The 22,811-nt window shown below is 73.6% G+C and carries 21 protein-coding genes and 1 pseudogene; 17 read left to right on the top strand and 5 right to left on the bottom strand.

The window, feature by feature from the left end; all coding sequences use genetic code 11:
• Nucleotides 1-325: 325 nt before the first annotated feature.
• The 14 genes and pseudogenes from ACFO60_RS18465 to ACFO60_RS18400 all read left to right on the top strand — a co-directional run bounded on the left by ACFO60_RS18465 (nt 326) and on the right by ACFO60_RS18400 (nt 14,338).
• Entirely contained in the window at nt 326-1,462 is a 1,137-nt protein-coding gene (locus ACFO60_RS18465; protein WP_380841731.1) for an NAD(P)/FAD-dependent oxidoreductase, read from the top strand.
• Nucleotides 1,459-1,800 (top strand): (2Fe-2S)-binding protein, encoded by a 342-nt coding sequence (locus ACFO60_RS18460; RefSeq protein ID WP_380841645.1) that lies wholly within the window; start codon nt 1,459-1,461, stop codon nt 1,798-1,800. The genes ACFO60_RS18465 and ACFO60_RS18460 overlap by 4 nt, the downstream gene beginning before the upstream one ends.
• Nucleotides 1,797-3,164, top strand: a complete 1,368-nt coding sequence (locus tag ACFO60_RS18455; protein WP_380841644.1) for an FAD/NAD(P)-dependent oxidoreductase — start codon at nt 1,797-1,799, stop codon at nt 3,162-3,164. Before ACFO60_RS18460 ends, ACFO60_RS18455 begins: the two co-directional genes overlap by 4 nt.
• Nucleotides 3,161-4,054 (top strand): dihydrodipicolinate synthase family protein, encoded by an 894-nt coding sequence (locus ACFO60_RS18450; RefSeq protein WP_380841643.1) that lies wholly within the window; start codon nt 3,161-3,163, stop codon nt 4,052-4,054. Before ACFO60_RS18455 ends, ACFO60_RS18450 begins: the two co-directional genes overlap by 4 nt.
• 4 nt (nt 4,055-4,058) lie before the next feature.
• Entirely contained in the window at nt 4,059-5,063 is a 1,005-nt protein-coding gene (locus ACFO60_RS18445; RefSeq protein WP_380841642.1) for a proline racemase family protein, read from the top strand.
• 249 nt (nt 5,064-5,312) lie between these two features.
• Nucleotides 5,313-6,539, top strand: a pseudogene (locus tag ACFO60_RS18440) (aldehyde dehydrogenase family protein); the annotation flags it as partial.
• A 246-nt stretch (nt 6,540-6,785) separates the two neighbouring features.
• Entirely contained in the window at nt 6,786-7,952 is a 1,167-nt protein-coding gene (locus ACFO60_RS18435; protein ID WP_380841640.1) for a branched-chain amino acid ABC transporter substrate-binding protein, read from the top strand.
• 73 nt (nt 7,953-8,025) lie between these two features.
• Nucleotides 8,026-8,919 (top strand): branched-chain amino acid ABC transporter permease, encoded by an 894-nt coding sequence (locus ACFO60_RS18430; protein ID WP_380841638.1) that lies wholly within the window; start codon nt 8,026-8,028, stop codon nt 8,917-8,919.
• Nucleotides 8,916-9,881: a branched-chain amino acid ABC transporter permease gene (locus ACFO60_RS18425; protein ID WP_380841637.1), complete on the top strand. Its 966-nt coding sequence runs from the start codon at nt 8,916-8,918 to the stop codon at nt 9,879-9,881. Before ACFO60_RS18430 ends, ACFO60_RS18425 begins: the two co-directional genes overlap by 4 nt.
• A complete protein-coding gene (locus ACFO60_RS18420; RefSeq protein ID WP_380841635.1) occupies nt 9,878-10,759 on the top strand; it encodes an ABC transporter ATP-binding protein in 882 nt (293 codons plus the stop codon). The genes ACFO60_RS18425 and ACFO60_RS18420 overlap by 4 nt, the downstream gene beginning before the upstream one ends.
• Entirely contained in the window at nt 10,746-11,459 is a 714-nt protein-coding gene (locus ACFO60_RS18415) for an ABC transporter ATP-binding protein (protein ID WP_380841633.1), read from the top strand. The genes ACFO60_RS18420 and ACFO60_RS18415 overlap by 14 nt, the downstream gene beginning before the upstream one ends.
• 2 nt (nt 11,460-11,461) lie before the next feature.
• Complete coding sequence (locus tag ACFO60_RS18410; protein ID WP_380841631.1) at nt 11,462-12,562, top strand: proline racemase family protein; 1,101 nt, start codon at nt 11,462-11,464, stop codon at nt 12,560-12,562.
• Nucleotides 12,559-13,611 carry an ornithine cyclodeaminase family protein gene (locus tag ACFO60_RS18405; RefSeq protein ID WP_380841630.1) on the top strand — a complete coding sequence of 351 codons (1,053 nt, stop codon included), beginning with the start codon at nt 12,559-12,561 and terminating at the stop codon, nt 13,609-13,611. The genes ACFO60_RS18410 and ACFO60_RS18405 overlap by 4 nt, the downstream gene beginning before the upstream one ends.
• Nucleotides 13,612-13,663: 52 nt before the next feature.
• Complete coding sequence (locus ACFO60_RS18400; RefSeq protein ID WP_380841629.1) at nt 13,664-14,338, top strand: GntR family transcriptional regulator; 675 nt, start codon at nt 13,664-13,666, stop codon at nt 14,336-14,338.
• Between the two features lie 56 nt (nt 14,339-14,394).
• Here ACFO60_RS18400 and ACFO60_RS18395 read toward each other — a convergent pair whose 3' ends face one another.
• Both ACFO60_RS18395 and ACFO60_RS18390 read right to left on the bottom strand, forming a co-directional pair.
• The gene (locus tag ACFO60_RS18395; protein ID WP_380841628.1) at nt 14,395-15,012 is read right to left on the bottom strand and encodes a TetR/AcrR family transcriptional regulator C-terminal domain-containing protein; all 618 of its coding nucleotides are present in this window, start codon (nt 15,010-15,012) and stop codon (nt 14,395-14,397) included.
• Nucleotides 15,009-15,440: a hypothetical protein gene (locus tag ACFO60_RS18390; RefSeq protein WP_380841627.1), complete on the bottom strand. Its 432-nt coding sequence runs from the start codon at nt 15,438-15,440 to the stop codon at nt 15,009-15,011. The genes ACFO60_RS18395 and ACFO60_RS18390 overlap by 4 nt, the downstream gene beginning before the upstream one ends.
• Before the next feature lie 245 nt (nt 15,441-15,685).
• Between ACFO60_RS18390 and ACFO60_RS18385 the strand changes: the two genes are divergently transcribed.
• The gene (locus ACFO60_RS18385) at nt 15,686-16,180 is read left to right on the top strand and encodes a beta-class carbonic anhydrase (protein WP_380841625.1); all 495 of its coding nucleotides are present in this window, start codon (nt 15,686-15,688) and stop codon (nt 16,178-16,180) included.
• 7 nt (nt 16,181-16,187) lie between these two features.
• On the opposite strand, the gene ACFO60_RS18380 is transcribed toward ACFO60_RS18385, so the two are convergent.
• The 3 genes from ACFO60_RS18380 to ACFO60_RS18370 all read right to left on the bottom strand — a co-directional run bounded on the left by ACFO60_RS18380 (nt 16,188) and on the right by ACFO60_RS18370 (nt 18,906).
• The gene (locus ACFO60_RS18380) at nt 16,188-17,105 is read right to left on the bottom strand and encodes an EamA family transporter (RefSeq protein ID WP_380841624.1); all 918 of its coding nucleotides are present in this window, start codon (nt 17,103-17,105) and stop codon (nt 16,188-16,190) included.
• Between the two features lie 54 nt (nt 17,106-17,159).
• Nucleotides 17,160-17,873 carry an ABC transporter permease gene (locus ACFO60_RS18375; protein WP_380841729.1) on the bottom strand — a complete coding sequence of 238 codons (714 nt, stop codon included), beginning with the start codon at nt 17,871-17,873 and terminating at the stop codon, nt 17,160-17,162.
• 118 nt (nt 17,874-17,991) lie between these two features.
• Nucleotides 17,992-18,906, bottom strand: coding sequence for an ABC transporter ATP-binding protein (locus tag ACFO60_RS18370; RefSeq protein ID WP_380841623.1), 915 nt, complete (start codon nt 18,904-18,906; stop codon nt 17,992-17,994).
• Nucleotides 18,907-19,122: 216 nt separating this feature from the next.
• Here ACFO60_RS18370 and ACFO60_RS18365 point away from each other — a divergent pair, with 216 nt between their 5' ends.
• Both ACFO60_RS18365 and ACFO60_RS18360 read left to right on the top strand, forming a co-directional pair.
• Nucleotides 19,123-20,106 (top strand): VOC family protein, encoded by a 984-nt coding sequence (locus tag ACFO60_RS18365; RefSeq protein ID WP_380841621.1) that lies wholly within the window; start codon nt 19,123-19,125, stop codon nt 20,104-20,106.
• An 87-nt stretch (nt 20,107-20,193) separates the two neighbouring features.
• The gene (locus ACFO60_RS18360) at nt 20,194-22,680 is read left to right on the top strand and encodes a SpoIIE family protein phosphatase (protein ID WP_380841620.1); all 2,487 of its coding nucleotides are present in this window, start codon (nt 20,194-20,196) and stop codon (nt 22,678-22,680) included.
• Nucleotides 22,681-22,811 lie beyond the last annotated feature (131 nt).

Below are 22,811 nucleotides of genomic sequence, written 5' to 3'. Positions count from 1 at the left end.
GCGGCGCGACCACCGGTCCCGCCCCGAGGCCTGTGCTTGCTTGGCCTGTTCGCTTGGCCTCGCTTCGCTCGGCGGGCTCGGGCGCCTTTGAGGCGGCGCCGTTCGTCGTCGTTCACGAGCGCTCGTCCCTCGCACTCGCTCTCTCCTCCTCACGACACCGCCGCGCCCCGAGCTGTGCCGGCTTGGCCTCGCTTCGCTCGGCGGCTTGGCCTCGCTTCGCTCGGCGGGTTGGCTTCTGGGGAGGGTTCGGGGTGGGAGGGGGCATTGATTAGGTTGGTGGATATGTGACATATTACTGAATCGTTCGGAGGGGCTGGGGGTGGAGATGTCCGACGTGGTGGTGATCGGCGCCGGGGTCGTCGGAGCGGCCTGCGCCTACTTCGCCGCCCGCGCCGGTCTGAGCGTCACCGTGGTCGACCGCGGGTCCGTCGCCTCCGGCACCACCGGGGCCGGCGAGGGCAACATCCTGGTCTCCGACAAGGAGCCCGGTCCCGAACTGGAGCTGGCCCTGCTGTCCAACCGCCTCTGGCGCGAGCTGGCCGACATCGGCGGGTTCGAGTTCGAGGCCAAAGGCGGCCTGGTCGTCGCCGAGTCCGGCGAGGTGCTCGACGCGCTCACCGATCTCGCCGAGGCTCAGGACCGCCGCGGCGTGCGGCGGACGCCCGTGAGCGCGGACGAGCTGCGCGGATACGAGCCGCACATCTCGGCGGGTCTCGCGGGGGGCGTCTTCTACCCGCAGGACGCGCAGGTCCAGCCGATGCTGGCCGCCGCCGTGCTCCTGCGGCACGCCCCCGGCGCGCGGCTGCGGACGCGGGTCACCGTCACCGGCCTCCTACGCGACGGTGACCGGGTGACCGGGGTCCGCACCGACAAGGGGGACATCCCCGCGGGCGCGGTCGTCAACGCGGCCGGCACCTGGAGCGGCGAGGTGGCCGCGCTCGCCGGCGTTCCGCTGCCGGTGTTGCCGCGCCGGGGCTTCATCCTGGTCACCGAACCCGTCGCCGGGCGTCTCGGCGTCCCGCTGATCCGCCACAAGGTGTACACCGCCGCGTACGTCACCGACGTGGCGAGCGACGACGAGGGCCTTGCGACCAGCGCCGTGATCGAGGGCACGCCCGCCGGGACGGTGCTGATCGGCGCGAGCCGCGAGCGGGTCGGGTTCGACCGCACCCTCTCGATCCCGGTGCTCGAGACGCTGGCGCGCCAGGCCGTCGCGCTGTTCCCCGTCCTGGCCGGGCGCCGGGTCATCAGGACCTACTGCGGCTTCCGGCCGTACTGCCCCGACCACCTGCCGGTGATCGGCGCCGACCCTCGCGCCCCGGGGCTGTACCACGCCTGCGGGCACGAGGGGGCGGGCATCGGCCTGGCCCCGGCCACCGGGCGCCTGATCGCGGGGCAGCTCACCGGGGCCGCCCCGGACCTCGACCTGGCGCCCTTCCGCCCGGAAAGGTTCGCGGCGTGACCGATTCGCACGACTCCCGCACCTCCCCTTCCGGCGCCCGCCACCCGGAGGCGGCCCCGCCGCACGCCGGGCACCTGGTGGGCGCGCGGCCGGAGCCCGCGTTCGAGATCACCGTGGACGGGCGCACGGTCACGGCCGTGCCCGGCCAGACGGTCGGGGCCGTCCTGTACGCGGGCGGCGTCCGGTCCTGGCGCACCACCCGCTTCGGAGGGCGTCCGCGCGGCCTGTTCTGCGGCATCGGCGTGTGCTTCGACTGCCTGGTGACGGTCAACGGCGAGGCGTCTCTGCGCGCCTGCCAGACCGAGGCGCGCCCGGGAGACCAGGTGACGACAGGATGAGGGACCTCGCGATCGTGGGAGCCGGTCCCGCGGGGATGGCCGCGGCCGTCGCCGCCGCCGGAGCCGGCCTCGGCGTCGTGCTGATCGACGCGGGGGCGCGGCTCGGCGGCCAGTACTACCGGCACGCGCCCGAGGGCTTCCACGCGCGGCGCCCCGGAGCGCTCCACCACGGGTTCGGGCGCTTCCAGTCACTGGCGGCCGAGCTGGCCCGGCGTGGCGTCGAGGTCCGCCTCCGCCACCGCGTCTGGGCGGTCGAGGCCGGAGACGGCGAGATGGTGGCGCACTGCCTGGCGGGCGACCGTGATGAGCGGCGGGAGTCCGTCACGGCCCGGCGGCTGCTGATCGCCACCGGTGCGCACGACCGGCCGCTGCCGTTCCCGGGCTGGGACCTGCCCGGAGTGTTCACGGCCGGAGGCGCACAGGCGCTGCTCAAGGGCGACCTGGTGGTGGCCGGGCGCGACGTGGTCGTGGCCGGCACCGGCCCGTTCCTGCTGCCGGTCGCGGCCGGGCTGGCCGCCGCCGGAGCCCGGGTCGCCGGGGTGTTCGAGGCCAACGGCCGCCTCGGCCCCGCCGCGGCCCTCGCGGCTCATCCCGGCAAGCTCGCCGAGGCCGCCGGGTACGGCCGCCGCCTTGCCAGGCACCGCATCCCCTACTTCGGCCGGCACGCCGTCATCGCCGCCCACGGGCACGACGAGCTCACCCACGTCACGGTCGCCGACCTGGACCGCGACTGGGCGCCGCGCCGCCGCCGCACGATCGCCTGCGACGCGCTCGCCGTCGGCTACGGCTTCGTCCCGCAGATCGAGCTCGCCACCCAGCTCGGATGCGCGACCCGCGCGGACGCCGAAGGCACCCCCGTCGTCGCGGTGGACGCGGGCATGCGCACCAGCGTGCCCGGCGTGTACGCGGCCGGGGAGCCGACCGGCGTCGGCGGGGCGGAGCTGGCCGAGGTGGAGGGCTGGATCGCCGGGCGCGCCGCCGCCGCCGACCTCGGCCGCAGGGTGCCGCCCGTGCCGGGGCTGCCGGCCAGGCGCGACCGGCTGTCGGCCTTCGCCGCGGCGCTGCAGGCGGCCTATCCCGTCCGCGACGGGTGGAAGGGCTGGCTTGAGGACGACACGCTGATCTGCCGCTGCGAGGAGGTCACCTACGCCCGCGTCAGGCAGGCGGCCGATCTCGGAGCCGACGACGCCCGCTCGATGAGACTGCTGGCCCGCCCCGGGATGGGCTGGTGCCAGGGCCGCGTCTGCGGCTACGCCGTGGCGCGCCTGGCGGGGGAGGACCCGGAGGCGCCGCGGCGGCCGATCGCCCAGCCCGTGCGGCTGGGCGATCTCGCAGGACACCCAGGAGGAGAGGACCCCCGATGACGACCCGTGAGAAGCCCTGGCACGGAGTGATGGTGGCGACCGCGCTCCCGCTCCACGACGACCTGAGCGTCGACTTCGACGGCTACGCCGGGCACTGCCGCCGGCTGGTCGAGCATGGATGTGACGGGGTGGTGCCCAACGGCTCGCTCGGGGAGTACCAGACGCTCACCCCGCAGGAGCGCGCCCGCGTCGTCGAGACCGCGGTGGCGGCGATCGGCGGCGACCGCGTGATGCCGGGCGTGGCGGCCTACGGCGCGGCCGAGGCGCGCCGCTGGGCCGAGCAGGCCAGGGACGCCGGGTGCCAGGTCGTGATGCTGCTGCCCCCGAACGCCTACCGCGCCGACGAGCGCGCCGTGCTCGCGCACTACCGGGAGGTCGCCAAGGCGGGCCTGCCCATCGTGGCCTACAACAACCCCTTCGACACCAAGGTGGACCTGGTCCCCTCGCTGCTGGCGGAACTGTACGCCGAGGGGCTCATCGCGGGGGTCAAGGAGTTCACCGGGGACGTGCGGCGGGCCTACGAGATCGCCGAGCTGGCCCCGGGCCTCGACCTGCTGATCGGCTCCGACGACGTGGTGCTGGAACTGGCGCTCGCCGGGGCGAGAGGCTGGGTGGCCGGATACCCGAACGCGCTGCCGTCCTCCTGCGTGGCGCTGTACAAGGCCGCCGTCGCCGGTGACCTGGCCACCGCGCTGCCGCTCTACCGCACGCTGCACCCGCTGCTGCGCTGGGACGCGAAGACCGAGTTCGTCCAGGCCATCAAGCTGTCGATGGACCTGGCCGGACGGCACGGAGGCCCGTGCAGGCAGCCGCGCGTGCCACTGACGGCCGAGCAGGACGCCGTCGTCCGCGCCGCGACCGAGAAGGCGCTCGCCGAAGGGCTGCGGTGACGTCGTGGCCAGGACCAAGAAGATCTTCCACGTGGTCGACTCGCACACCGAGGGCATGCCGACCCGCGTCGTCACCGGGGGAGTGGGCGTCATCCCCGGCGCGAGCATGGCCGAGCGCCGCGAGTACTTCATGGCGCATCTGGACCACATCCGCAAACTGCTGATGTACGAGCCGCACGGGCATTCGGCGATGAGCGGCGCGATCCTGCAACCGCCCACCCGGCCGGACGCCGACTACGGCGTGCTGTTCATCGAGGTGTCGGGGTGCCTGCCGATGTGCGGGCACGGCACCATCGGCGTCGCGACGGTGCTGGTGGAGACCGGCATGGTCGAGGTGACCGAGCCGGTCACCACCGTGCGGCTGGACACCCCGGCCGGGCCGGTCGTCGCCTCCGTGCAGGTGGAGGACGGCGCCGCCAGGGCGGTGACCATCCAGAACGTGCCGTCGTTCAGCGTCGCGCTGGACGCCACGGTCAAGGTGCCCGGCATCGGCGAGCTCACCTACGACCTCGCCTACGGCGGCAACTTCTACGCCATCGTGCCGATCGAGTCGGTGGGGCTGCCGTTCGACCGCGCCCATGGGCAGCGCATCCTGGACGCCGGCCTCGCCGTCTCCGCGGCGATCAACGAGGCCGCCGAACCGGTTCACCCGCTGGACGCGGGGATCAGGGGCTGCCACCACGTCCAGTTCGTCGCCCCCGGCTCCGACGCCCGGCTGTCCCGCCACGCGATGGCCATCCACCCCGGCTGGTTCGACCGCTCGCCGTGCGGGACGGGGACCAGCGCCCGCATGGCGCAGCTCCACGCGCGCGGCGAGCTGCCGCTCGGGGAGGACTTCGTCAACGAGTCGTTCATCGGCACCCGGTTCACCGGGCGGCTGGTCGGGGAGACCCAGGTGGCGGGCCTGCCGGCGGTCGTCCCCACCATCACGGGCCGTGCCTGGCTGACGGGCACCGCCCAGCACTTCCTCGACCCCGCCGACCCCTTCCCCGAAGGCTTCCTCCTGTGACGGCGGGGACACGGGTGAGCGCCTCCAGCGGGGGCCGCGGCCCGGATCGGCTCGGTCGGTGACGTGGACTAGGTTTCCGTAGAGCGGGATACCACCCGCTGACGTTGAGAGGGATTCACGATGGGTGTTGTCGAAAGCCGGTCCCCCCAGAACCCGGCCGACGTGGTCGCGAGCGTCGCGGCCGCCGGGGGCGAGGGCGTCGCCGAGGCGGTGCGCCGGGCGATGGCCGCGTAGAGACGCTGGGCCGGGGCCGGGGCGGCCGGGCGCAGCGGCGCGCTGGCCGCCGCCGCCGAGGCCGGCGCCGGCGCCGCCGCCGAGCTGGCCGCGCTCGCCGTCCGCGAGGTCGGCAAGCCGATCACCGAGGCGAGGGGCGAGGTGGCCCGCGCGGTGGCCATCCTGCGCTACTACTCCCAGCAGGTCTTCGACCCGGTGGGCGCCCTGCACGAGCCGTCCGGCGCGGGGCTGTCCTACACCCGAAGGCGCCCGCGCGGCGTCGCCGGGCTGATCACGCCGTGGAACTTCCCGCTGGCCATCCCCTTGTGGAAGGCCGCGCCGGCCCTGGCGTTCGGCAACGCCGTCGTGCTCAAGCCCGCCCCGCAGGCGCTCGGCACCGCGCTGCGGCTGGCCGAGCTCCTGGGCCTGCCCGACGAGGTGTTCCAGGTCGTCCCCGGGGACGCCGAGGAGGGCGCGGCGCTGATCGAGGCGGCCGACGTGATCTCCTTCACCGGGTCGGCCGCCGTGGGCCGCAAGGTCGCCATGGCCGCGGTGAGCCGGGGCGTCCCGGTGCAGGCCGAGATGGGCGGCCAGAACCCGAGCATCGTGCTGGACGACGCCAACCTTGAGGCCGCCGCCGCCCAGATCGCCGCCGCCGCGTTCGGGTACGCCGGGCAGAAGTGCACCGCCACCAAGCGAGTGATCACCGTGGGCAACGCCGAGGAGGTCCGCGAGGCGCTGGTCGCCGCCGTCGCCAAGCTCGGCGTCGGCGACCCGGCCGACCCGGGCACCGCCGTCGGGCCGGTCATCGACGAGGCCGCCCGCGATCGGGTCGTGGCCTCCGCCGCGGGCGGCCGGGTGCTCACCGGCGGGCAGGCGCTCGACCGCGACGGGTGGTTCGCCGCCCCCACGCTGGTCGACGGGGTGGACGCCGGTCACGTGCTCGCCTGCGACGAGGTGTTCGGGCCGATCTGCCTGGTGCAGGACGCCGGCTCGGTGGACGAGGCGGTGGCGCTGGCCAACGGGGTGCCCTACGGCCTGGCCTCCGCGGTCTACACCCGCGACCTGGACCGGGCGCTGGAGGTCTCCTCCCGGCTGGAGAGCGGGCTGGTCAAGGTGAACAACCCGACGAGCGGCGTCGACTTCTACCTGCCGTTCGGCGGTGAGAAGGACTCCAGCTACGGCCCGCGTGAGCAGGGCAAGGCGGCGCAGGAGTTCTACACCTCCACCCACACCGTCGCCCTGGGCCCCGCCGGGAACTGACCACGTCCCGCCGTCCCACCCCTGTCGCCGGCCGCGGCAGGGGTGGGACGGACGCGCCCGTCCGGGAGTGGGCGGACGCCTCCGGACGAGGGCGGGGCGGGTGCCCGGGAGAGCCTTTCTCACCGGGCGGCACGGGCTTTCGCCAGGCTTGCAACGGTCTGGTCTCGGAGCCTTGACGGAGACTGACGGCGCATGTGCAATGTCACACATCATCTGAGCCGTGCAGTTTTCGCGAGGAGATAGACAATGGGCAAATCGCGCTTGGCGCTGATCGGGTCGCTGGCGGCGGCCGTGACCATGCTGACGGCCGGATGCGGCCAGGGACTCCTCGGCGGCGGCTCGGAGGGCGACGGGGAAGAGGGGCCCATCGCGCTCGGGATGCTCATCCCCCAGTCCGGCAGCGAGGCGGCCGTCGGCCCGTACATGAAGAACGCCGCCCAGCTCGCGGTGGACGAGGTCAACGCCAAGGGCGGCGTCCTCGGCCGCAAGCTGGAGCTCAAGGTCGCCGACGACGCGTGCGACGCCCAGACCGCCGTCGCCGGCGCCAACAAGCTCGTCGCCGAGGGCGTCGACGTCTCGGTCGGCGGTTACTGCTCGGGGGCCACGCTGCCCACCCTGCCGGTGTTCGGCAAGACGAACATCCCGATGATCATCCCCGCGGCGAACTCGCAGGAGCTGGTCGACCAGCGCCTCAAGCACGTGTTCATGATCAATGGAACCGGAACGCAGCAGGCGACGGCCGCGATGGCGTGGATCGTCAAGCAGGGGGCGAAGAGCGCCGCGCTGGTGCACGACAACACCAGCTACTCCAAGGACATCGCCGTGCGCACCCAGAAGCTGCTGGACGAGTCCGGCGGGCCGGAGACGGCCATCCTGGAGGCCGTCACGCCCAAGGAGAGCGACTACAGCGCCAACATCCACAACATCATGGCCAAGAACCCCGACTTCGTGTACTGGACCGGCTACTTCCAGGAGGGCGGCCTGATCATCCGGCAGCTGCGGCAGGCCGGGTACAAGGGCGCCATCATGGTCGGCGACGGCTCGGTGTCGGAGAAGCTCGCCGAGATCGCCGGCCCGGAGGCCGCCGAGGGCGTCTACGCCACGATGACCCAGACCCCCGACACCCTCCAGGGCGCCGAAACCTGGATCGCCGACTACAACAAGAAGTTCGGCTCCAACCCCGGCCCGTACTCCAACCAGTCCTACGACGCCGTGCGGCTCGCCGCCGAGGCGGTGAAGAAGGCCGGGTCCACCGACGGGGCCAAGGTCATCGCCGCGCTCGAGGGCATCGACGGCTTCCCGATGTTCTCCGGCCCGCTGAAGTTCACCCCCGACCACACGCTGTCCAGCGGCGGCTTCCAGATCCTGGTCGTCAAGTCCGGCAAGTTCGCCCTCCAGGACGCGCTCAAGTGACCTCGCGTCCCACACCGTCCCGGGACGGCCGGCGGCCCCGCGCCGGCCGTCTCCGGTCCGAAGGAAACATGAAATGTCACAGCTGATCTGGAACGGCCTGTTCGTCGGGTCGTTCTACGCGCTGGTGGCGCTGGGCTACAGCATGGTCTACGGGATCATGAAACTGCTCAACTTCGCCCACGGCGACATCTACATGCTGGGCGCCTTCACCGGCTTCGCCATCCTCGGCGCCGTCGGCGGAGTCTCGCCCGGCATGGCGCTGCCCGTCCTGCTCGGCGTGCTCGTCGTCACGATGGCGGTCACCGGCCTGTCCGGCGTCGTGCTCGAACGCGTCGCCTACCGCCCGCTGCGCGGCGCGCCCAAGCTGTCGCTGCTCATCACCGCGGTCGGCGCCTCGTTCGCCCTTGAGTACGGCATGCGGGCCGCCGCGGGAGCCGACCCGCAGGTCTACCCGCTGAGGCTCGGCGGGACGGCGGTCCAGGTGCTGGGCGCCCGCATCACGCTGCAGCAGATCGCGCTCATCGTCGTCGCCGTCGCCCTCATGATCGGGCTCAACCTCCTGGTCACCCGCACCCGCGAGGGCCGCGCCATGCGCGCCATCGCCCAGGACCCGCGCACGAGCGCCCTGATGGGCATCGACGTCAACGCCGTCATCTCCCGCACCTTCTTCATCGGCTCCGCCCTCGCCGGCGCGGCCGGGGTCATGGCCGGCGCCTACTACGGCAAGATCGACTTCCTGATGGGGTTCCTCATCGGGCTCAAGGCCTTCACCTCCGCCGTGATCGGCGGCATCGGCAACATCCCGGGCACCATGCTCGGCGGCCTGCTGCTCGGCCTGCTGGAGTCCTTCGGCACCTACTGGCTGGGCGGCGAGTGGCGCGACGTGTTCGCCTTCGGCGTCCTCATCCTGTTCCTGTCCGTGCGGCCGACCGGCCTGCTCGGCGAGCGCGTGACGGAGCGGGTATGACGTCCGGCGCCAAGGCGCGCGGGCGCGGCACGCCCCTCGGCCGCGCCGCCTCGCGGCTGCTGGACAGCAAGTGGGCCGGGCTCGGCGGCCTGGCCGTCGCCGCGCTCGTCCCCTTCGTGAACGCGGGCCAGTATGTGATGTCCATCATGGCCAGTACGGCGATCTTCGTGATGCTGGCCTCGGGGCTGAACATCGTCGTCGGCTTCTGCGGCCTGCTCGACCTCGGCTACGTCGCCTTCTTCGCCGTCGGCGCCTACACCAGCGGCGTGCTCACCACGCGGTTCGGCCTGCCGCTCCTCGCCACCGTCCCCGCCGTCATCGTGGTCACGGTGATCGCCGGCGTCGTGATCGGCGCGCCGACCCTGCGGCTGCGCAGCGACTACCTGGCCATCGTCACCCTCGGCTTCGGCGAGATCATCCGCATCACGGCCAACAACCTGGAGGTCACCGGCGGCCCGTCGGGCATCTACGGCATCCCCGGCCTCACGGGCGACCTGGTCGTCTTCTACTACCTGACCGTGGTGATCGCCTCCCTCGCCGTGATCGGCGCGTCACGGCTCGGCCGCTCCCGGCTCGGGCGGGCCTGGCGCTTCGTCCGCGAGGACGAGGACGCCGCCGAGGCCATGGGCGTGCACACCTACCGCGTCAAGCTGGCCGCCTACATCGCCGGCGCCGTCTGGGGCGGGCTGGCCGGCGTGCTGTTCGCCGCGCAGCTGTCGGCGATCTCCCCGGGCAGCTTCACCTTCCTGCGCTCGGCCCTCGTGCTCATGGCCGTGGTGCTCGGCGGCATGGGCTCGACGCCGGGCGTCGTCATCGGCGCCATCGTCATCAGCCTGCTCCCGGAGGTGCTGCGCGACTTCGCCGAGTACCAGTTCTTCGCCTTCGGGGTGCTGCTCATCATCGTCATGCTGGTCCGCCCGCAGGGGTTGTGGCCGCACCGGTCGAGAGAGGCGAGCTCGTGACGCTGCTGTCGGTCGAGGAACTGCGGCTCTCCTTCGGCGGCCTGCTGGCCATCGACGGCCTGTCGTTCACGGTCGGCGAGGCCGAGATCGTCTCGGTGATCGGGCCCAACGGCGCGGGGAAGACCTCCGCGTTCAACTGCGTCACCGGGTTCTACAAGCCCACCGCAGGGCGTGTGGTCCTGTCGGGACGGGAGATCACCGGCCTGCGGCCGTCCCGCATCGCGGGCCTCGGGGTGGCGCGGACCTTCCAGAACCTGCGGCTGTTCGGCGAGATGTCGGTTCTGGACAACGTCCGTGCCGGGGCCCACCTGTGGCTTCGGCAGAACTTCATCGACGCGCTGCTGCACACTCCCCGCTACCGCCGCGGCGAGCGCAAGGCCACCGAGCGGGCCAACCACTGGCTCGACTTCGTGGGCCTGCGCGGCGACCGGTTCGGCGAGGCGCGCCACCTGCCCTACGGGGAGCAGCGCAGGGTCGAGATCGCCCGGGCGCTGGCCCGCGAGCCCGGGCTGCTGCTGCTCGACGAGCCCGCGGCCGGGCTCAACCACGGCGAGAAGGCCGAGATGCTCGACCTCATCCGCAGGATCCGCGGGCTCGGCATCGCCATCGTGCTGATCGAGCACGACATGGGCCTGGTCATGGAGGTGTCCGAGCGGGTGGTCGTGCTCAACTTCGGCCGCGAGATCGCCGACGGCCGGCCCGAGGACGTGCGCCGCGACCCCGCCGTCATCGAGGCGTATCTGGGCAGGGACGAAGACGACGGCCGGGACGGCGGCACGGGCCCCGCCGCGGACGCCCCACCGGAGGGGCCGCCGGTGGCCGATGCCCCCGGCGCCGGCGGCGGCAGGGGGGAGGGAGGCCACGATGGCGGCGCTTGAGATCGACGGGCTGGAGGTCCGCTACGGCGGCGTCCACGCCCTGCGCGGGCTGTCGCTCACCGTCGAGGAGGGCGAGGTGGTCGCCCTGCTCGGCAACAACGGCGCCGGCAAGACCACCACGCTGTCCGCGGCCTCGGGGCTGGTGCGCCCGGCCGCCGGCAAGGTGCTCTTCCGCGGCGAGGACGTCACCCGCGCGAAGCCGGAGGCCATCGTCCGCGCCGGGCTGGTGCACGTGCCCGAGGGACGCCGCGTCTTCAGCACGCTCACCGTGCATGAGAACCTCCAGGTGGGCGGCTACCTCGTCCGCGACCACGCCGAGATCCGCCGGCGCATCGAGCGGGTGTACGCGCTGCTGCCGCGCCTGGCCGAGCGACGCTCCCAGCAGGGCGGCACGCTGTCCGGCGGCGAGCAGCAGATGCTCGCCATCGGCCGCGCGATGGTCACCGGGCCGCGCATGCTGCTGCTGGACGAGCCGTCGATGGGCCTGGCCCCGCTCGTGGTCGCCTCGGTCATGAAGCTGGTCGCCGAGGTCAACGCCGAAGGGGTGTCGGTGCTGCTGGTCGAGCAGAACGCCAAGGCCGCCCTCAAGATCGCCCACCGCGGCTATGTGATCGAGAACGGGCGGTGCGTGCTCGGCGGCTCCGCGGCCGAACTGGCCGGCGACTCCCGCGTCGTCGAGGCCTACCTCGGAGGTGTCTGACCGTGGAAGCCCGCAGAACGCCCGGCACGGCGACGGGAGGCGCCCGCGCGGCGTCCGGCCCAGGGGAGAACCGCACGTCCGGCACGGCGGCGGTCGCCGGTGCGGCGTCCGGTCCAGGGGAGATCCGCACGGTCGACTACCACACCGGCGGCGAGCCGTTCCGCGTCGTCACGGCCGGGATCCCGGACATCCCCGGCGCCACGGTCCTGGACCGCAGGGACAACGCCTCGGCTCCTGAGATCGACCGGGTGCGGCGGCTGCTGTGCCACGAGCCGCGCGGGCACGCCGACATGTACGGCTGCTTCCTGGTCCCGCCGGACGACCCCGGCGCCCACCTGGGCGCGCTGTTCTGGCACAAGGACGGCTACTCCACCGCCTGCGGCCACGGCACGATCGCGCTCGGCGTGCACGCCGTGGAGTCGGGGCTGGTGGAGGCCGCCCCCGACGGCGAGACCGACGTGGTCGTCGACGTGCCCTCGGGACGGGTCACCGCCCGCGTCCGCCGCTCGGGCGGGCTGATCGAGTCGGTGACCTTCCGCAGTGTCGCCTCCCGCGTCGCCGCCCGCGACGTGCGGGTGATCGCCGTCACCGCCGGCGGCGTCGCCGCCGAGGCCGCGGTCGACATCGCCTACGGCGGCGCCCTGTACGCCTCGGTGCCCGCCGCCGCGTTCGGGCTGGCCGTGGAGCCGCACCACCTGACCGAGCTGATCGTCCTCGGCCGCTCCATCAAGGCGTTCCTGGCCGACCACCCGGCCGCGCGGCACCCCACCGACGACCGGCTGTCGGGCATCTACGGGGTGATCTTCTACGACGAGCTCGGGCCGGGCCGCCAGCGCAACGTCACGGTGTTCGCCGACGGCGAGGTGGACCGCTCTCCCTGCGGCTCGGGGACCGCCGCGCGGCTGGCGCTGCTGCACGCCGGCGGCTTCACCGGCGAGCTCGTCCACGAGAGCATCGTGGGCAGCGTGTTCACCGGGCGGGTGGCCGGGGAACACGGCGACGCGGTCATCCCCGAGATCACCGGCATGGCCTACCGCACGGGCGTGCACCGCTTCACCTTCGACCCCCGCGACCCCGTCGGCCTGGGGTTCACGCTGCGATGACCGCGCTGCCGTACATCGACGGGGACACCTTGCGGGCCCTGCTGCCCATGGAGCGGGCCGTGCGCGTGCTGGGCGACGCGCTGTCGGAGGGGCTCGACCCCGGCGGCGGCCCGCCCCGCCCGGTCGTCGAGGTGCCGGCCGGCCAGTTCCTGCTGATGCCCGCCGCGCACGGCCGCCACGCGGGGATCAAGGTCGCGACCGTGGCCCCCGGCAACCCGGCCAAAGGGCTGCCGCGCATCCAGGGCACCTACCTGCTGTTCGACGGGGACACGCTCACGCCCCTGGCGGCGATGGACGGCGCCGCGCTCACCGCGCTGCGTACTCCCGCCGTCTCGGCTCTGGCCGCGGCCCACCTGGCGCGTCCGGACGCGCGCTCGCTGATGGTCTTCGGCACCGGGCCGCAGGCGTGGGGCCACGTCGAGGCGCTGTGCGCCGTCCGCCCCATCGAGCGGGTCACCGTCGCCGGCCGCGACGCCGCCCGCGCCCGCGCGTTCGCCGGGCGGTGCGCCGGCCTCGGCCTCCACGCGACCGCGCTCACCACCGCCGGGCCCGCCGGGCCTGCCGGACCCGTGGCGGACGTCGCGGACGCGGAGGCACCGGTGTCCGCGGAGCGGGCCGCGGCGGCCGTCCGGACCGGCGGGGTGGCGGTGTCCCCCGAGGTGGCGTCCGCCGTGGCGTCCGCCGACGTGATCGCGTGCTGCACCGGCGCCAGGGAGCCGCTGTTCCCCGGCGCGCTCGTCGCCGACGGCGCCACCGTCGTCGCGGTCGGCTCCCACGAGCCGGACGCCCGCGAGGTCGACGGCGAGCTGGTCGCCCGGGCGACCGTGGTCGTCGAGTCGCGCGCCGCCGCGCTCGCGGAGGCCGGCGACCTGGTCATCCCCATCGAGCAGGGCCTGGTCGGGCCCGATCACCTCGCCGGCGACCTCGCGCTGCTCGTGCGGGGCGGCCTGCGGCCCGGCCCCGGTCCCCGCCTGTTCAAGAGCGTGGGCATGGCCTGGGAGGATCTGGTCGTGGCGGCCGCCGTCCACGAGGCGTGGGCGGGCCGATGAGCCTGGGGAGGGGTACCGGAATGGCGAGCGGGTCCGAGCGGGGTGGCCGGGCGTGAGCGAGGACGGCAGGCTCGACCTGCCCGTCATGAGCGGGCGCCAGAGCCTGCGCGAGCAGGTGGCCCAGGCGCTGCGCGACGCGCTGGTGGCCGCCGAGATGCGGCCCGGCGTCGTGTACTCCGCCCCGGTGCTGGCCGCGCAGTTCGGCGTGTCGGCCACGCCGGTGCGCGAGGCGATGCTCGACCTGGCCAAGGAGGGCCTGGTCGAGGCGGTGCGCAACAAGGGGTTCAGGGTCACCGAGCTGTCCGAGCGCGACCTGGACGAGCTCACCGAGATCCGCAGGCTGCTCGAGGTCCCCACGGTCGCCCGGCTGGCCGGCACCGCCGTCGCCGGCGACGCCGAGCGGCTGCGGCCCGTGGCCGAGGAGATCGTCTCGGCCGCCGAGCGCGGCGACCTGCTGGCCTACGTCAACGCCGACCTGCGCTTCCACATGGACCTGCTGGCCCTGGCCGGCAACGCCCACCTGGTCGAGATCGCGCGCGACCTGCGCTACCGCGCCCGGCTGTACGGCCTGAAGACCATGTCGGAACGGGGCACCCTGGCCGACTCCGCCCGCGAGCACCTGGACATCCTGGACGCCCTCGCGCGCGGTGACGCCGACGCCACCCGCACCCTCATGGACCACCACATCCAGCACGTGCGAGGCATCTGGGCCGACCGCCCGGAGTGACCGGTGGCCGCGCCCCGCTCGCGGCGCGGGGTCCCGCCCGCCGGGCTCGCGATCGCCTATTCGGCGAGCCGCCGCTCGAACCCCGACACCATGGCGCGCAGGCCGCTGTCGAACCACTCGTCGTAGAAGGCGGTGACGGCGGGGTCGGCGACCGGCGCGGGCGCGTCCGTCCCGGGCGGCGTGCCGACCTGGGCCAAGGCGTGGCCGAGGACGTAGACGCCGACCGACTGGATCGCGGTCAGGGCGTCCGGCCGCGCGACGCCCGAGGCCGCGAAGCGGTCCAGCAGGCCGGCCAGCAGGGTGAGGCCGGTGTCGACGTCGACGGGATGGGTGGCCAGGAGCGGCACGGCGTGCGGGTGGGCGAGCAGTGTCCGCCGGTAGGCGGCGCCGAAACCGGTCAGCGCCTCGGTCCACGGGACGGCCGGGACGGGGTCGACGACGGTCTCGGCGAACAGGTGGCCGACCACCGCGCTCAGCAGGGCGTCGCGATTGGGGACGTGCCGGTACAGCGACATGGCCGCGACGCCGAGGCGGGTGCCGAGGTGGCGCATGGTCAGGGCGTCCAGGCCTTCGGCGTCCAGGATCTCGACGGCGGCGGCGACGATGCGCTCGGGACTGAGCACCGCCGGCCGCCCGCCGCGCCCGGCTCCGCGGCCCCGGGCCGGTTGCTTCATGCGGTCAGGGTAGCGGTGAGGGTCGTCGCCAGCATCACCAGGGAGAGCGCGCCCACGATCATGTGCTGCACGTCGATGACGACGTCGTGGCCCTCGACGGGAAGGATCTTCAGGGTGCGGGCGTAGTCCCGCTGGTACGTCTCACGCTGGGACGCGGAGGCGGTGCCGAAGTAGGGCAGCCACCAGTTCCCCAGGTGACCCGCCATGACCGGGAAGCACAGCATGGTGGCCGTGATCAGCGACCAGCTCTGGTGGACGGCGACGCCCGCGGCGATGAGCAGGGGGAACGGGTAGTTGATGGCCGCGGCCAGCAGGCGCCGGCCGATGTTGCCGGGGGACAGGTCGTTGAGGGGGAACATGGGGACCCACTCGGTGAGGGCCAGCCAGGCCAGCCAGACGAGCGGAACGATGATCGCGATGGTGGTCATGACGCCTCCTGGTTTGTGTACGAAGTAAGCTTACGTCGTACACAAACCGAAGGGCAAGAGGCCCGCCGGGGGAATCGCCGCCCGGGCGCGGGCGGCGGGATCCGGCCGGGCGAACGGGCCGGTGGCGGGAGGCCTGTCCGCCGGGGGTGACGGAGAGTTAAAGACTGTTGACGGAGTAGGTAATGTAGGGAAGGCTGGCCGGGACACCGGGCCGCGTCCCGGGCCCGACGACTTCGGAGGTCTGCATGAGCGTCACCGACGAACTCCTCGCCAACGCCGAACGCTACGCGGCGGACTTCGACAAGGGGCACCTGCCGCTCCCGCCGGCCCGGCACGTCGCGGTGCTGGCCTGCATGGACGCCCGCCTCAACGTGTACGGGCTCCTCGGGCTCACCGAAGGGGACGCGCACGTCATCCGCAACGCCGGGGGCGTGGTCACCGCCGACGAGCGCCGCAGCCTGGCCATCAGCCAGCGCCTGCTCGGCACCCGCGAGATCATCCTCATCCACCACACCGGCTGCGGCATGCTCACCTTCACCGACGACGCCTTCAAGACCGCCATCGCCGACGAGACCGGCCTCAAGCCCGACTGGGCGGCCGAGGCGTTCACCGACCTGGACGAGGACGTCCGCCAGTCCATCGCCCGCATCCAGGCCGACCCGTTCATCCCCGTCAAGGACTCGGTCCGCGGCTTCGTCTACGAGGTCGAGACCGGCCGCCTCCGCGAGGTCAAGGCCTGACCGGTGGTCAGGTGGTGCGGGTCGCCCCGACGGAGGCGATGACGACGCAGCCGATGGCCGCCCATTCGCGCAGGTGGAGCACCTCGCCGAGCACCACGAGCCCGACCAGGGCGGCCACGGCGGGCTCCAGGCTCATCAGGATGCCGAACACCCGCTTGGGCATCCGCCGCAGAGCCTCCAGCTCCAGGCTGTAGGGGATCACCGACGAGAGCAGGCCGACGCCCGCACCGAGCAGCAGCAAGCCGGGGTGCAGCAGGTCGGCCCCGCCGGTCGTCACCCCGATCGGCGCGATCACGACGACCGCGACCAGCATGGCGAAGGACAGGCCGGTGGTGCCGGGGAACCGGCTCCCCACGGAGGCCGAGAGCAGGATGTAGGCGGCCCAGCAGACGGCCGCCAGGGCCGAGAACCCGATGCCCACCCAGCTCAGCCCCCCGGCCTGCCCCCAAGGTGCGAGCAGCGCGATGCCGGTCGCCGCCAGCGCCACCCACAGCAGGTCGGTCCGGCGCCGCGAGGCCGCCACCGCGACTCCGAGCGGCCCGAGGAACTCGATGGTGACGCAGATGCCCATCGGCAGCCGGGCGAGCGCCTCGTAGAACGACAGGTTCATCAGGCCGAGCGTCACGCCGAAGGCGACCCCCGCCGCCAGGTCGCGCCGGTTCAGCCCGCGCAGCCGGGGCCGGGCGGCGACGGCGAGCATCGCCGCCCCCGCCGCGATGCGCAGGAACACCACGGCGCTCGGAGGCAGGGCCGCGAACAGGTTCTTGGCCAGTCCCGCGCCGATCTGCACCGAAAGGATCGCCAGCATGACCAGCCCGGACGGCGGCACCGCGCCGGCCGCGGCCCGCATGAAGGCGCCCGGCCGGACGCGGCCGGAGGGGAAGGAGCCGGCGGCCGAGGAGGAGGAGAGGGAGGGCGAGGTCATGGGGAGGGTTCTCTCGTTCCTCGCACGTGCGCGTGCGGTCGAAAGGAGGGGAGGTCATTCCCAGCGGAAGGCGCGGGAGGCGGCGGCCAGGGCCACGACGGCCCACGCGAGCAGGACGAGCGCGTCTCGCACGGGGAAACCGCTCGCATGGGTCAGCACCGCGCGCAGCCCTTCGGTCAGCGCCGTGATCGGCAGCAGCTCGACGACGGTGCGAAGGGTGTGCGGGAACGCGCTCACCGGCACCACGACCCCGCCGAGGCCCAGCAGCACCAGGTAGACGAGGTTGGCGGCGGCCAGGGTCGCCTCCGCGCGCAGGGTGCCGGCCATCAGCAGGGCGAGCCCGCTGAACGCCGCCGTGCCCAGCAGGAGCAGCGCGGCGGCCCACAGCGGATTGCCCCGCGGATGCCAGCCCATCGCGAGCGCCACGGCCGCGATGACCACGACCTGCAACGCCTCCACGGCGATCACGGCCAGGGTCTTGGCGAGCATCAGGCCCGAGCGGGACAGGGGAGTGGCGCCCAGGCGCTTGAGCACCCCGTACCGCCGTTCGAAGCCGGTGCCGATCGCCTGCCCGGTGAAGGCCGTGGACATGATCGCCAGCGCCAGCACGCCGGGGGTGACGAAGTCGATGCGCCGGCCGGGCACCTCCAGCAGCGGGATCGCGGAGAAGCCCACCAGCACCAGAATCGGGATGATCAACGTGAGCAGGAGCTGCTCCCCGTTGCGCAGCACGGCCCTGATCTCGGCGCCGGCCTGCGCCCGCACCATCTGGCGCAGCGGCGCAGCGCCCGGGGCGGGCGTGAAGTCGAGAGCGGCGGTCACCAGGGTCGTTCCCTTCGGATGCGTGCGGAGGGGTTCGCGGGGACGAGCGCCGCCGGGAAGCCGGTCATCGCAGTTCTCTCCCGGTCAGCTCAAGGAAGACGTCTTCGAGTGTGCGGCGCTCGACGCTCAGGTCGTCGGTGGTGACGCCCTCGGAGGCGCACCAGGCGGTGACCGTGCCCAGCAGCTCGGGGCCCACGTGGCCCTCGATGACGTAGTGGCCGCTCGGCGACTCCTTGGCCGTGCTGCCGGCGGGAAGCGCGTTGAGCAGCTCGTCCAGGTCGAGCCCGGGCCTCGCCCGGAAGCGGAGCTGCCGCTCGGCGCCGGTCAGGGACTGCGGGCTGCCCTCGGCCACGACCGTCCCCCGGTCGATGATGACGACCTTGTCGGCGAGCTTCTCGGCCTCGTCCATGTGGTGGGTGGTCAGCACCGTGGACACCCCGCGGGCGCGCAGCTCGGCGACGACCTCCCAGCAGGCGTGCCGCGCCTGGGGGTCCAGGCCGGCGGTCGGCTCGTCGAGGAAGACCAGCTCGGGACGGCCGATGATCGCGGCGGCGAGCGACAGGCGCTGCTGCTGGCCGCCGGACAGGCGGCGGTAGGGGGTGCGGGCGTGCTCGGTCAGGCCGAGCCTCGCCAGCAGGGCGTCCGGGTCGAGAGGGCGGGCGTGGAAGCGGGCCACCAGTCGCAGCCACTCCGCGGCGCGCACGGCCGGCGGCACGCCGCCGGACTGGAGCATCACGCCGACCCGGGGCTTGAGCGCCGCCCCGTCGCGGGCCGGGTCGAGCCCGAGCACCCGCACGGCGCCGCCGTCGGCGCGCCGGAACCCCTCGCAGATCTCGATGGTGGAGGTCTTGCCCGCGCCGTTCGGGCCGAGGATGGCGGTGACCGCGCCGCGTTCGGCCGTGAGGCTCAGACCGTCGACCGCGAGGGTGCGGCCGTATCGCTTGACCAGTTCGGTGAGCGCGACGGCTGGGGCGTTCATGAGTCGAGTCTAGGGACCGCGGGCCGTGGTCCCCGCGCCGACCGGGGCGTCCCGGCCCGCGTGACGGTAAAGCTTCGCGGTACTTCCCATCAAGGCGGGAGGTCGCGGGACATGTCGGCCGGGCCGCCGTGTGACGCTGGGCCACGTCCCCTGCCGTGCCCGCGCGATCGCGGGCGGCCGGCTCGGGCGCGCACATCCGCCGTCAAGGAGGTCCGGATGCCCACGCGTACCGGTTACAAGCCCGGAGTGCCCTGCTGGGTGGACCTGGCCAGCACCGACCTCACCGCGTCGGTCGCCTTCTACGAGGCGCTGTTCGGCTGGCGGGCCACCTTCGACGCCTACGGGGACGCGGGGGTGTACGGCCGTTTCACGCAGGGCGGCAAGCTCGTGGCGGGCATCGGCCCGACGTTCGCCCCGGACCGGCCGTCGGCCTGGAACACCTACTTCGCCACCGGCGACGCCGAGTCGACGGCCGAGAAGGTCAAGGAAGCGGGGGGACGGGTCGCCGTCGGGCCGGTCCAGGTCTTCGACGAGTGCGCCATGGCGGCCTTCGAGGACCCCGCGGGAGCCTCGTTCCTGGTCTGGGAGCCGGTGCGGCATCACGGCGCCCAGCTGGTGGACGAGCCGGTCGCGCTCTGCTGGAGCGAGCTGGCCTGCCGCGACCCAGAGGAGGCGAGGACCTTCTACGGAGAGGTCTTCGGCTGGAGCGCCCGGAGCCTGACGGGCCCCGGGTGGGGGGACCGCGCCGAATGGCTGCTGGACGGCAGGCCCGTGGCCGGCCTGCGGGCCATGAACGAAGCGCCCTCCCCGCCCGGCCGCCGGATGCCGTCCCCGGGTGGAGCCGGGTCATCGGAGGAGCGGGTGGCGGGGCCTCCGGGAGGTACGCCGTCCTTGCCGGAGGGAGGCACGCCGTCCGGGCCGGACCGCGGGGCTCCGTCCTCGCCGGACGCGCCGCACTGGCTGGCGGTCTTCGCCGTGGCCGACTGCGAGGCCACCGCCCTCCTCGCCGAACGGTGCGGCGGCGCGATCGTGAGCCCGCCGCGGGACCTGCCCGCCGGACGGCACGCGGTGCTCACCGACGCGCGCGGCGCCGTCTTCGGCGTCATGGCTCCGAGCCCTCCCGGCGGGGCCTGGCCGGCGCTCCCCCCGTCCGGGGAGAGCGGGCCTCCCCTCAACGGGCAGGTCACGCCCCGAGGGTAGAATCGCCTGGTAGCGGTGCTACCAGCAAGGCCTGACATGAGCGCAACCCCATCGGGACGGAGTGTCGGAAGAGGGCTGACACCCCTCATGCTCATCGCGAGCAGCGTGCTCGCGATGCTGATCGGGCTCGTCTTCGGGGCGCCGTTCTGGGCGGTCACCGACCTGCTCCGCGCGACGGACGCGCGAGAGCACACCCGCGTGACGCTCGTCGAGGTGAACGGCCTCGAAAAGCTCGTCCTGGACCTCGAGACGGGAGCGCGCGGCTACCTCATCACCCGGCAGCAGCGCTTCCTCCAGCCGTGGGAGGCCGCCAGGGAGGCCTTCCCCGTGGAGGCGCGGAAGGTGGTCGGGCTCGCCCGCACGACCGAGCTGCGGCGCCAGGCCGTCGAGATCGCCCGTGACGGGGATTCCTTCCTCCGCGACTATTCGATCCCGCTGGTCGAGGCGGCGAAGCAGGGGGATCCCTCCGCGTGGAGCGTGGCGACGACGGTGGAGGGCAAACGACGCGTCGACCACTTCAGAGCTCAGTTCGACCGGTTCGACCGCGAGGCGCGGACCATACTGGCGGCGCAGGAACAGGCCGCCGAGACCAAGGTTCGCTGGGCGACCGCGGCGGCGGCCGGCGGGCTGGTGGCATCGGTCCTCCTCATCGCCGGTTACAACGGGTATCTGACACGGGCGATCGTCCGGCCGGTGCGCCGGGCGGCCGCCGTCGCCACAAGGCTCGCCGGCGGAGACCTCTCGGCGCGCATGCCCGGAACCGGGACCGGCGAGATCGGCGAGCTCGAAGACGCGTTCAACGGCATGGGAAGCTCACTGGAGGAGAGCCGCAGGCTTGCGGACGAGGCGCACATGCGCCTCAAGCTGCTGTACGAGGCCGGCACGGCGGTGGGCACCACGCTCGACGTGGGGCGGACGGCGGAAGAACTGGTGCGGGTGGTGGTCCCCGAGTTCGCCGACTTCGTCACCATCGACCTGGCGGTGACCGTCCAGCGAGGTGAGGAGCACCCTCCGGCCGAGTCGGAGGAACTGTGCCGGGTGGCAGGGGGAGGCATCGGGGAGCTCGTTCCCTTCCAGCCGGCGGGCAGCCTGATCACCTGGCGGCCGTCCACCCCTCAGGCGAGCAGTCTCCGCCACGGGATCACCATGGTCGAGCCCGATCTGCGAAGTTCCACCGCATGGCGGTCCCAGGACGGAGAGGAGGCCGGGCGGATCCTGGATCGCGGCTGCCATTCGCTGATCACGACCCCGCTGTCCGCTCATGGGACGCGGATGGGCGTGGTCAGCTTCTGGCGCTCCCAGCCGCACGGGGAGTTCGACGACGAGGATCTGTCCTACGCGGCGGAGCTGGTCGCCAAGGCCGGCGTCGCCATCGACAACGCCCGCCGCTACACCCAAGAGCGCGACACGGCGCTGACCCTGCAGCGCAGCCTGCTGCCCCAGCGGCTGTCCGACCGGCCGGCGGTGGAGGTCGCCTCCCGTTACCTGCCCGCGGGCGTGCAGGCAGGGGTGGGGGGCGACTGGTTCGACGTGATCCCGCTGTCCGGCTGCCGGGTCGCCCTGGTCATCGGGGACGTCGTCGGCCACGGCATCCACGCCTCGGCCACCATGGGGCGCCTGCGCACCGCCGTGCGCACCCTGGCCGACGTCGACCTGCCGCCCGACGAGCTTCTCACCCATCTGGACGACCTGGTCATCCACCTCCTCAACGAGCAGCAGTCCGGCACGGCCGAAGGCGATGCGGCGGTCTTCGGGGAGCTGGGAGCCACGTGCGTGTACGCCGTCTACGATCCGGTCTCACGGTGTTGCACCATGGCCACCGCCGGTCACCTCCTGCCCGTCCTGGTCACGCCGGACGGCGCCACGGAGGTCGTGAGCGGGCCCGTCGGCCCTCCCCTCGGCATCGGCGGCCTGCCCTTCGAGACCACCGAGCTGTACCTGGCCCCGGGCAGCGTGATCGCCCTGTTCACCGACGGCCTGGTCGAGGTCCGCGACCGCGACATCGAGCAGGGGCTGGCCGAGCTGCGCCGCGCCCTGGCGATGCCGGCGGCGTCGCTCGAAGACGCCTGCGACGTCGTGACCGGTGCGTTGCTCGACGGGCGTCGCGCGGCCGACGACGCCGCCCTTCTCCTCGCCCGCACCGGAGCCCTCTCTGCCGACCGGTTCGCCACGTGGGACGTCCCTGCCGACCCGGCCCGGGTCTCGCGCGCCCGCCGGCTGGCGATGGACCAGCTCCACGCGTGGGGCCTGGACGAGTTGGGGTTCATCACCGAACTCGTGGTCAGCGAGCTGGTCACCAACGCCATCCGCCACGCGGCTTCCCCGATCCGGCTGCGGCTGATCCGCGGCAACACGCTGATCTGCGAGGTCTCCGACGGCAGCAGCACCGCGCCGCACCTGCGCCGGGCCCGCGTCTTCGACGAAGGGGGCCGTGGGCTGCTGCTGGTCGCACAGATGACCCAGGGCTGGGGGACCAGGCAGACCACCTCTGGCAAGACCATCTGGTGCGAACAGGCCCTGCCGGAGCCCGTGCCGGGCGATGGGGCAGGCGAGGGGTTCCCCGACGTCGCATGAGCGGGGCGTCACGGACGCCGGGCTCCCGCGCCCGCTCCTGCGGGAAGGCGGCAGGGAGGTCGTCCATGAAGACGGGGAGCGGAGAACTTCAGCGAACCGGGAATTAGGTGGGCTTTGGGGAAGTTGGGGAT

The sequence above is a fragment of the Sphaerisporangium dianthi genome (assembly GCF_042654065.1).
Classification (GTDB): Bacteria; Actinomycetota; Actinomycetes; order Streptosporangiales; family Streptosporangiaceae; genus Sphaerisporangium; species Sphaerisporangium dianthi.
This window is presented reverse-complemented; position numbering and strand designations above follow the sequence as displayed.

Excerpts from the sequence above, each read along its gene's own strand:
- ACFO60_RS18465 (WP_380841731.1), top strand. The coding sequence starts at position 326 with ATGTCCGACGTGGTGGTGATCGGCGCCGGGGTCGTCGGAGCGGCCTGC.
- ACFO60_RS18455 (WP_380841644.1), top strand. The coding sequence starts at position 1,797 with ATGAGGGACCTCGCGATCGTGGGAGCCGGTCCCGCGGGGATGGCCGCG.
- ACFO60_RS18450 (WP_380841643.1), top strand. The coding sequence starts at position 3,161 with ATGACGACCCGTGAGAAGCCCTGGCACGGAGTGATGGTGGCGACCGCG.
- ACFO60_RS18435 (WP_380841640.1), top strand. The coding sequence starts at position 6,786 with ATGGGCAAATCGCGCTTGGCGCTGATCGGGTCGCTGGCGGCGGCCGTG.
- ACFO60_RS18430 (WP_380841638.1), top strand. The coding sequence starts at position 8,026 with ATGTCACAGCTGATCTGGAACGGCCTGTTCGTCGGGTCGTTCTACGCG.
- ACFO60_RS18425 (WP_380841637.1), top strand. The coding sequence starts at position 8,916 with ATGACGTCCGGCGCCAAGGCGCGCGGGCGCGGCACGCCCCTCGGCCGC.
- ACFO60_RS18415 (WP_380841633.1), top strand. The coding sequence starts at position 10,746 with ATGGCGGCGCTTGAGATCGACGGGCTGGAGGTCCGCTACGGCGGCGTC.
- ACFO60_RS18405 (WP_380841630.1), top strand. The coding sequence starts at position 12,559 with ATGACCGCGCTGCCGTACATCGACGGGGACACCTTGCGGGCCCTGCTG.
- ACFO60_RS18395 (WP_380841628.1), bottom strand. The coding sequence starts at position 15,012 with ATGAAGCAACCGGCCCGGGGCCGCGGAGCCGGGCGCGGCGGGCGGCCG.
- ACFO60_RS18390 (WP_380841627.1), bottom strand. The coding sequence starts at position 15,440 with ATGACCACCATCGCGATCATCGTTCCGCTCGTCTGGCTGGCCTGGCTG.
- ACFO60_RS18385 (WP_380841625.1), top strand. The coding sequence starts at position 15,686 with ATGAGCGTCACCGACGAACTCCTCGCCAACGCCGAACGCTACGCGGCG.
- ACFO60_RS18380 (WP_380841624.1), bottom strand. The coding sequence starts at position 17,105 with ATGACCTCGCCCTCCCTCTCCTCCTCCTCGGCCGCCGGCTCCTTCCCC.
- ACFO60_RS18375 (WP_380841729.1), bottom strand. The coding sequence starts at position 17,873 with ATGGTGCGGGCGCAGGCCGGCGCCGAGATCAGGGCCGTGCTGCGCAAC.
- ACFO60_RS18370 (WP_380841623.1), bottom strand. The coding sequence starts at position 18,906 with ATGAACGCCCCAGCCGTCGCGCTCACCGAACTGGTCAAGCGATACGGC.
- ACFO60_RS18365 (WP_380841621.1), top strand. The coding sequence starts at position 19,123 with ATGCCCACGCGTACCGGTTACAAGCCCGGAGTGCCCTGCTGGGTGGAC.
- ACFO60_RS18360 (WP_380841620.1), top strand. The coding sequence starts at position 20,194 with ATGCTCATCGCGAGCAGCGTGCTCGCGATGCTGATCGGGCTCGTCTTC.